The sequence below is a fragment of the Psychrobacillus vulpis genome (genome assembly GCF_006861825.1).
GTDB classification, from domain to species: domain Bacteria; phylum Bacillota; class Bacilli; order Bacillales_A; family Planococcaceae; genus Psychrobacillus; species Psychrobacillus vulpis.
In genome coordinates, this window is the sequence record NZ_VDGI01000038.1 from 1 (window position 1) to 8526 (window position 8526).

The 8526-nt window shown below is 39.9% G+C and carries 8 protein-coding genes, 2 pseudogenes and 1 other annotated feature; of the genes and pseudogenes, 3 read left to right on the top strand and 7 right to left on the bottom strand.

All coding sequences use genetic code 11. The features are described from left to right. Nucleotides 1-207 precede the first annotated feature (207 nt). A pseudogene (locus FG384_RS18980) lies at nucleotides 208-951 on the top strand (MFS transporter); the annotation flags it as partial. 306 nt (nucleotides 952-1257) lie between these two features. Here FG384_RS18980 and FG384_RS18985 read toward each other — a convergent pair. From FG384_RS18985 to FG384_RS19010, 6 genes are all read right to left on the bottom strand, one after another. After that, the gene (locus FG384_RS18985) at nucleotides 1258-2007 is read right to left on the bottom strand and encodes an ABC transporter permease (RefSeq protein WP_142644256.1); all 750 of its coding nucleotides are present in this window, start codon (nucleotides 2005-2007) and stop codon (nucleotides 1258-1260) included. Continuing rightward, nucleotides 2008-2769, bottom strand: a complete 762-nt coding sequence (locus FG384_RS18990; protein ID WP_142644257.1) for an ABC transporter ATP-binding protein — start codon at nucleotides 2767-2769, stop codon at nucleotides 2008-2010. Nucleotides 2770-2938: 169 nt separating this feature from the next. Further along, complete coding sequence (locus FG384_RS18995; protein ID WP_142644258.1) at nucleotides 2939-3280, bottom strand: DUF1048 domain-containing protein; 342 nt, start codon at nucleotides 3278-3280, stop codon at nucleotides 2939-2941. Nucleotides 3281-3474: 194 nt separating this feature from the next. After that, nucleotides 3475-3831, bottom strand: coding sequence for a DUF1048 domain-containing protein (locus tag FG384_RS19000; protein WP_142644259.1), 357 nt, complete (start codon nucleotides 3829-3831; stop codon nucleotides 3475-3477). Between the two features lie 71 nt (nucleotides 3832-3902). Next, nucleotides 3903-4223 carry a PadR family transcriptional regulator gene (locus FG384_RS19005; protein ID WP_142644260.1) on the bottom strand — a complete coding sequence of 107 codons (321 nt, stop codon included), beginning with the start codon at nucleotides 4221-4223 and terminating at the stop codon, nucleotides 3903-3905. Between the two features lie 338 nt (nucleotides 4224-4561). Continuing rightward, nucleotides 4562-5011, bottom strand: a complete 450-nt coding sequence (locus FG384_RS19010) for a DUF2269 family protein (protein WP_142644261.1) — start codon at nucleotides 5009-5011, stop codon at nucleotides 4562-4564. Between the two features lie 484 nt (nucleotides 5012-5495). Here FG384_RS19010 and FG384_RS19015 point away from each other — a divergent pair, with 484 nt between their 5' ends. Continuing rightward, nucleotides 5496-5960 carry a GNAT family N-acetyltransferase gene (locus tag FG384_RS19015; RefSeq protein WP_142644262.1) on the top strand — a complete coding sequence of 155 codons (465 nt, stop codon included), beginning with the start codon at nucleotides 5496-5498 and terminating at the stop codon, nucleotides 5958-5960. A 246-nt stretch (nucleotides 5961-6206) separates the two neighbouring features. Here the strand turns inward: FG384_RS19015 and FG384_RS19020 are convergent, their stop codons facing one another. Further along, nucleotides 6207-7433 carry an MFS transporter gene (locus tag FG384_RS19020; protein WP_142644263.1) on the bottom strand — a complete coding sequence of 409 codons (1227 nt, stop codon included), beginning with the start codon at nucleotides 7431-7433 and terminating at the stop codon, nucleotides 6207-6209. Between the two features lie 65 nt (nucleotides 7434-7498). Beyond that, nucleotides 7499-7763: a binding site (T-box leader), on the bottom strand. Between the two features lie 484 nt (nucleotides 7764-8247). Between FG384_RS19020 and FG384_RS20490 the strand changes: the two are divergent. Beyond that, a pseudogene (locus FG384_RS20490) lies at nucleotides 8248-8526 on the top strand (IS110 family transposase); the annotation flags it as partial.

Genomic DNA, 8526 nt, shown 5'->3' on the forward strand with positions numbered 1-8526 from the left:
CTGTCTACGCTTAAAGGCTAATGTTACCATTAGCCCTCCAAGACTCGCTACGAGTGAATGGCTAGTTCTTTCTCGACGGGAATCCCACCCGCTATATGATACGACCTAGGCTCGGCCGCACAAGCACTCGTTAGTTGAAATAAGCACTCCTTGGCTACTTTTTAAGCAATCACTCCCTAGAGGAAGTCAAATCAAATCCACACCCTTGCTTTAGGTGTTCCATTGACTTCTTACCTTGCAGAACCGTTTTCATTAGAAATTGCGTTCCTATTTGGAGCATTTGTAAATGCTCTCTCATTTATCGGAATATTGATTTTGCTTCCTTCTATGCCTGTTGAAGAAAAAATGTCTTTTGGCAAGCAAATTCGTATATTGCGTAAATCAGCATTATGGTTAAATATTGCAACTGTTACCTTTCTTTTTGCAGCCATGTTTTCAGTATACAGTTACTTTGCCGAGTACCTTGCAAAAGTAACAGACATGAATAGTTCTCTCATCAGTATCATGCTATTCATATTTGGTGTCACTATGATTTTAGGTAATCATTTATTTGGAATTTTTCTGCAAAAAAGTATAGTAAATACCGTAATATTTTTTCCAATTTTATATTTAGTAGTTTATTTACTGGTTTATTATTTAGGGTCTTATCTTGTTCCAATGATTTTTATGGTATTCATTTGTGGAATCGCACATTCCGGCGGTTTAATTGTTGGTCAAACATGGTTAATAAGTGAGGCAAAAGAAGCTCCGGAATTTGGCAATAGCTTATTCGTCTCGTTTTCCAACCTTGGAATTGCTTTAGGAACCTCTATTGGCGGCTGGTTCATTTCTCAATTAGGTATTCACCAACTTATCTGGAGCGGATTCACATTTACGCTGCTTTCGTTTTTATTGATCATCATAAAACTAAAATGTTTCAACTCTAGTAACCAAGCATCGTTATCAAGCTAACAACTAAATAACGTTATACACAGTGGGAAGCATTCGTTTCCCACTGTTTTTATTTTTTAGTGGTTATTCAACTAACCTGCCCCTTTACTGCCTAAAAATTTTTCCTTCAATCGAAAAAAACTATGAATCACATTCCAACTGAAATGTGATCCATAGTTCCTTAAGTTAATGACATTGATTACCAAAGCGGTTTTGCTTCGGAATCTACTCTTTTACTGTCAATTATTTCTGTGGGCTTTATTCTGATAGCAAATGCATTCACCGAAGCGGCTGACTATTGATTTGGCTAATCCCATAATGGTGTACTTACCCTAACTGGCGTTTAAATTTATTAATGGCGCAGAAGTAAGCGATGATCATGATACCGACGCACCAGGCAAGCGCAATCCAGATACCGTTGCCTACAGACCCTTCATACAAGAGGGCACGAATCGTATTCACGATTGAAGTCACGGGCTGGTTCTCAGCGAACGCACGGACAATTTTAGGCATGGTTTCGGTGGGTACAAAGGCCGAACTGATAAACGGCAGGAAAATCAGTGGATACGAGTAGGCTGTCGCCCCTTCCATAGACCCCGCTGTCAATCCGGGAATGACCGCCAGCCATGTCAGCGCCAGCGTAAACAGCCCGAGTATCCCAGCTATCGCGAGCCAATCCAGGATATCAGCGCTGGAACGGAAGCCCATCAAGAGCGCGACGAGGATAACCACCACGATAGTAAGCGCATTGGAAACAAGCGAGGTCAACACGTGAGCCCACAGTACCGAAGAGCGCTTGATGGGCATGGTAATGAAACGCGCCATCAGCCCGCTCTTTACATCCGTAAACAGCCGCACGGAAGTGTAAGCGACGCCGGATGCGATAGTCATCAGCAATATTCCCGGCAATAAATAATTGACGTAGTTGTCCGTGCCTGTCTCTATGGCTCCGCCAAATACGTAGACAAACAGCAGCATCATCATAATCGGCGTAATCGCCACCGTGATAATCGTATCCGGGCTGCGCATGATGTTGCGCATTAAACGCCCTAGTAATACCCCTGTTTTGCTTTTCATTTACATCTCCTCCTTTTTGCCGATGATCGCGAGGAAAATTTCCTCCAATGTCGGCTGCTTCTCAATGTACTCCACTTTCGCTGGCGGGAACATCTCCTTGAGTTCGGTAAGGGTACCGGTCGTGATGATTTTTCCGCCATGCAGGATGGCGATACGGTCCGCCAGTTGTTCGGCTTCCTCCAGGTACTGGGTCGTCAGTAAGATGGTCGTGCCGCCGCCGGCAAGCTCCTTGACGGTATCCCAGACTTCAATCCGCGCTTCGGGGTCAAGCCCTGTCGTCGGTTCGTCGAGAAAAATGACTGCTGGCGTCCCGATCAGGCTCATGGCGATGTCAAGCCGGCGCTTCATCCCACCGGAATATTTGTCCGCCCGGCGGTTGGCCGCATCGGTCAGGCTGAATCTTGCAAGCAGATTGTCAGCGACTTGAGCGGGATTGGAAACTCCCCGCAACTTGGCGATCATCATCAGGTTTTCCCGCCCGGTGAGCATGCCGTCTAAAGCTGCGAACTGCCCTGTCAGGCTAATGCTCTGGCGAACATGATCCGGTTGACGCTGGACGTCAAAGTCGCAAATACCTACTTCTCCGCCATCGGCCTTCATCAGCGTCGAGAGGATGTTGACCGTCGTCGTCTTGCCCGCTCCATTTGAGCCCAGCAGTGCGAAAATTTCGCCACGCCGCACCTCAAAATCCACCCCCTTTAAGACTTCCTTGTCTTTAAAGGATTTTTTTAACCCTTTTACAGAAATCGCTGCATTACTCATACTTTTTTCCTCCTTATAATAAGCGCCTTGCGGAGCTAAATTGGCTATACTCTTCTATTTAGTCTGACTGATAATCTGTACAACTTAGTACCAAGTTAAAATATAACTGAATAGCGAAGGTGGAAATTCAAATTTGTAACCAGCTATTCAGTCGGGATTATCAAATATATTAATTTTTGCCTAATCGCTTCATGATACTCTGATTCAAATCTTCACGATACTTGGCGACATAGGTTTTAGCGTTTGCCACCAGTTCGTCGGCAAAGGACGCCACGTCGTCCCCAGTGATTTCCAGCACTTGTCTGCCATCCGCCGCACCGGCTTCGAACAACTCGATTAATTCATACTGAATGTGCAGCATATCCATCCCGCTGCCCGCTGAGAAATTCCACATGTAGTTTTGAATTTTCTTAAATAAAAACTGATAGTCCTCTGGCAGGGCTTCAACACGTGCCATCATTATCTTGTATTCTTTTTTATCACCAATCATTTTTTTGAACATTTCCATCATGTTATTTTTCCTCCTTTATTATAAAGCTGAACAAGACACTCCAAAAAAATCGTACCGAATATCTTATGAAGCTAGGTTGCCTATACTCTTCTATTTAGTTTGACTGATAATCTGTACAACTTAGTACCAGGTTAAAAATATAACTGAATAGCGAAGGTGGAAATTCACATTTGTAACCAGCTATTCAGTCGGAATTATCTATTGAATTTATTTTTTCCCAATCGCTTCATGATACTCTGATTCAAATCTTCACGATACTTGTCGACATAGGTTTTAGCGTTTGCCACTAGTTCGTCGGCAAAGGACGCCACGTCGTCCCCAGTGATTTCCAGCACTTGTCTGCCATCCGCCGCACCGGCTTCGAACAACTCGATTAATTCATACTGAATGTGCAGCATATCCATCCCGCTGCCCGCTGCTGAGAAATTCCACATGTAGTTTTGAATTTTCTTAAATACAAACTGGTAGTCCTCTGGCAGAGCTTCAACCCGTGCCATCATCATCTTGTATTCTTTTTTATCACCAATCATTTTTTTGAACATTTCCATCATGTTATTTTTCCTCCTTTTTTATAAAGCTGAACAAGACACTCCAAAAATATCGTACGGAATATCTTATGAAGCTAGACTGACTTCAAGACGTTGATTTTTGATGATACAAAATCCCATTTTTTCCAAAACAATTCAAGTTCCTGGCGACCAGCCTCATTAAGTGAGTAAAACTTGCGGGGCGGCCCCATATCTGACGGTTTCTTTTCTATGTTCACCAGTTTTTTCTTTTCCAATCGCACGAGGATGGTGTAGACCGTCCCTTCCACGACTTCAGTAAACCCAAGCTCGTTCAGGCGGCGGGTAATCTCGTAGCCATAGGTTTCATGGCGGCTGATGATTTCCAGCACGCAGCCTTCCAGCGAACCCTTCAGCATTTCAGTTAAATTTTCCATGTTCAGAGCCTCCCCCTATTCTGTCTGACTTATATTCAGTATAACTTAGTACTAAGGAAAATTTTTACTTAATAGCTTTTAGGAATCACGCTATTAAGTATTGCTTATTACATGTACAATGTAACACCGAGTAGCAGAGGTGTCAACTATTTTTCTTAAAAATATTTTTGCAACCTCACTATTTAGTGATGTTGGTATCCAGTACAACTTACTACAGGTATATCGTATCACGTAGTAGATGGTCTGTCAACTGCATTTTCTAAATATTTTTAAAACCAGCTATCCCCTTTGGATACAGCCGATTATCTTTATGGAGCTTTTACCCGTTAGTGAAATTTTTAAAAAGGTTTGGCAACCATTAAATAAAGAATTAGAATAGGAATTATCGTTGATATTGTCCCAATAACATCCCAAGTTCTAGAGGCTTTTTTATAATCAATTTTATTGAAGTCTTCCCCACTATATTTAATCATTTTTCTTTGCAGGGGTAACAAAAGAGTGATCCAAATCACTCCTGTTATTGTAAATAAAGCTAAGGAAATTGTTAACCAGTTTATTTCATCAAGGGAATGATTACTTTTTATTGCTAATAAAAATCCAGAAATTAGTAAAGCGATAATACTGGGTAAAGTAAACACATAATCAGCAACCATAATATTCTTTGCTGTTTTGTTGATATGTGTTTCATCTCCAGAAAATTCGGCCTTTAGTTTCCAAAAAGCAGCCGTGATAATATTACCAATAAAAATAATTGCCGAAATAATATGTATTAACACTAAAAAAACCATTTTTATCTTCTCCCCTTTCTCCGTACACTAGCACTTCATATATTCGTATTTTACTTTCCATCTATTTTTCTACATTTCGACAGGTAAATTAAATAGTCCTCTAAAAGTTCGACTTAAATTAAACTGCCCCATTAGTAAATACACTCCTTATGTCTATAATTCTATTAAGTTGGCAATAATCCCTTTAATATTACTATTTTAGGGGGAATGGAATTGTTACTGTCAAATGCATGGGCACCTAGAAATATTCTTCAATTCAATCTAATCCCCTTATGGTACCTATTTCGGCGTCCTTCCAAATATACTTGCTTATTGAACTAAACTGCTCCGTTAGTTAAATAAGCACCTTCTCTTCTAACACATTTTGTTCGAATTGCGCAATTAACTTTAACAAATTATATCCGTATTCTATTAAATAATTTATAATATCGCTAAACCCCACAATTAAATACCTCACTACTACAATTTGGAGGGAGATTACCAAATGGCAAAGATAAAGAACGAACAAATTGAAATTGAAATAGCGCACCTCAAATCCGATGATCGTAGTCGATGGAATGTCTTGGCACGGAGCTATAAAGCATTTTACGAAACGGAGCTCCCAGACAAGAGTTACGATGAAGTTTGGGAGTGCTTGCTAAACGACCATGAAATTTTCGGTTTAGGAGCATACCTTCAAGGAAACTTGGTCGGTTTCACTCACTTCCTATTCCATCGCACAATCTGGATGGAAAAAGCATGTTACTTACAAGACCTCTTCGTCGATGAAACTGCTCGCGGGCATGGTGTTGCTCGCGCACTCATTGAGCAGGTAGCTCAATTTGCTCGTGAACATGATTCTACTAAGCTTTACTGGCAAACTCGTTATGACAATACTACCGCTCGAGCTCTTTACGACAAGATTGCGAATCACAATGGTTTCATTCGTTACGATTATCCGCTAAATTAGAATAAACTTGGTATCCGGCTGCCATAGGTAAGCGGATACCTATAACAATGCTTCGCCTTATGTGTCAAGTGTGACATAAAAACTCACTTTCTCTTATTCAACTAACCTGCCCCTTTAGTTGAACAAGAAAAAAGAGTTGCATTGCAACTCAATGATCTTTCACTAAAGCCCCTGCTAGTTCAATAACTATAAATCTGGTGCAGTAAAAGACTTGCCGATTACTTTATCGGGCAAGCCTTTTTATAATTAACTGTTTAAAGAAGAAGCACCTTTTTTAAAATATTCCTGCCGTTTTGCACCTAATACAGCTTTCAATGCCATTACCCCTAATAAGAAGAAGGCAAATGAACCTATTAACCCCACAGGACGGATCGAAGTTAATTCAGCAGCTATACCAATTAAAACCGTTAAAGCAACAATGAGACCTGCTTCAATAACACTAAAGATGCTTACGAACCTTCCCATCATCCTTACAGGAACATGATTTTGGTAAAAAGTCAAATACCCTGTATTTGCAAAAGTTACAGCAAACCCAATTAAAAATACACCAGGCGCTGCACTAAAAAAGCCACTCGAACTATAAAGTACTAAATAACCTATTGAGGTAAAAATGGTACCAAAACCTATTAAAAGATTAACTGCAAGTTGTTTTGAAAATACGGAGTTTATAATTGATCCTATTATAATTCCAGCTCCAAAGACACTTAATAAAAACCCATAGTTGGTATCTGATATTGAAAGTACTCCTTTAGCAAATGCTGCCTCTAGAGAATCTATTGCAGTCATGAATATAGTAGTACCGCTAAATAATAAATATATCTTTGTGACATAGGTATAGTCCTTACTGAAATTAAAAACAACCCGAATATCATTTTTTATCATATCCCAAGTAAATCTTTGCCCCTCTGTCTCTTTGAGTTTTGAATCAACATTAGGTAGCATCATAATAATAAGTGCCGAAAATAATAAAGCCACTGCATTCACATGGATGGCAGTATAAGGAGTACCCATCCAAAATAAAAACCCGGCAATGGCAGGACCTATTAGTGAACCACAAGAGTTGATAAAACTACGTAGTGCATTAAAGCGTTGCCGATCTTTTTCAGGTATTAATTTAGTCATATAAACCATAGATGTAGGTTGAAAAATAGCACTTCCCATATTAATGATAAACGCTAGTAAATAAACATAAATAAGTGAGGGTAAAAATGGAATTAACGCAATACATAGTGCTCGGAAAACATCTATTCCCAACATAATTCGCCGTGTATTAACCCGATCAATTAAACTACCAGCCCAAGCATTCGAACATATAGTTGCAATTGGACCTAGTATATATAATAAAGCAATTGCAAGTGGAGAACCTGTTTCATTCAATATAATTAAATTTAGTGCGATTAGGTAAACCCATCCACCCACATTTGAAATGCCTATCCCTCCTAATAGCATTAAAGGATACTTCCATCTGGTCATATTCACCACTCCTATTTTATTTTTTTGTAAAACAAAATAAAAAAACTCACCCCCAAGATATTTATCTTGGGGGCGAGTCATTACGCGGTGCCACCCCAGTTCACCTCCACATTGCTGCAGAAGCCTTATCGAGTACGGCTTTGTGAATAAATCACCTGCGATACTCTATCTCGTTAACGTGAGAATACGTTGCATCATCATTGTTCCAAACAAACAAATCCAATGCACAGCTCCAAGCCTTGTTTCAACACATTTCCTATCCCTCTTTTTCAGCTACCAGAGGTCTCTGTAGATAGTACATGTGTTTACTCTTCTTTTCATAGCTTTTTATATAGATTTTTGTATATCCTATATTATTTTGAACTAAAATTCAATACAAAAAAAGAAAATTACTAATTATTTCTATGACAGACATATAATTATTTGCATTTATAGTATTGTTGTTATAGTAATTATTTACTTCATGCATACCACTGCTTACTCTTATTCAACTAACCTGACTCTTTAGTTCAACAAGAAAAAAAGTATTCTAAACGGTTCCATGTTCTTCCACTAAAGCACCCGTTAGCCATCCATGTAGCGCAAAATCAGCGCTACAACACAGAGAATGAAAATGTGAAAAACGGGTATAGGATACTAAGGCTGGGAGAGGAAGGTCGATGAACTATGGTGCCATAGAGCCCATCCGTTAGTCTGACTCCAACGACCACGGTGCATCACAGACTGTCGCTCCCTTACGGGAAGCACTCATGGGAGATTAATCCTACNATTGCACCAGCCTCCAATACTAGTTGCCGTAGAAAGGATGATTACAATGGAAGTAATCATTGATCGTGCATGCGGTATGGATGTTCATAAAGACTCCATTACTGCCTGTATTATTACACCAAAAGGATAGGAGATTCAAACGTTTTCCACTAAGACTGTATTTCTACTACAGTTAATTGACTGGATTAAGAAGCGTGATTGTACCCACGTAGCAATGGAAAGTACCGGCGTATTTTGGAAGCCAATAGTTAACTTACTTGAAGCGGAGAATATTGAATTTTTAGTAGTGAATGCTCAGCATATGAAAGCAGTACCAGGTCGCAAG

Coding starts and splice junctions, on each gene's coding strand:
- FG384_RS18985 (WP_142644256.1), bottom strand. CDS start 2,007: ATGAAAAGCAAAACAGGGGTATTACTAGGGCGTTTAATGCGCAACATC.
- FG384_RS18990 (WP_142644257.1), bottom strand. CDS start 2,769: ATGAGTAATGCAGCGATTTCTGTAAAAGGGTTAAAAAAATCCTTTAAA.
- FG384_RS18995 (WP_142644258.1), bottom strand. CDS start 3,280: ATGATGGAAATGTTCAAAAAAATGATTGGTGATAAAAAAGAATACAAG.
- FG384_RS19000 (WP_142644259.1), bottom strand. CDS start 3,831: ATGATGGAAATGTTCAAAAAAATGATTGGTGATAAAAAAGAATACAAG.
- FG384_RS19005 (WP_142644260.1), bottom strand. CDS start 4,223: ATGGAAAATTTAACTGAAATGCTGAAGGGTTCGCTGGAAGGCTGCGTG.
- FG384_RS19010 (WP_142644261.1), bottom strand. CDS start 5,011: ATGGTTTTTTTAGTGTTAATACATATTATTTCGGCAATTATTTTTATT.
- FG384_RS19015 (WP_142644262.1), top strand. CDS start 5,496: ATGGCAAAGATAAAGAACGAACAAATTGAAATTGAAATAGCGCACCTC.
- FG384_RS19020 (WP_142644263.1), bottom strand. CDS start 7,433: ATGACCAGATGGAAGTATCCTTTAATGCTATTAGGAGGGATAGGCATT.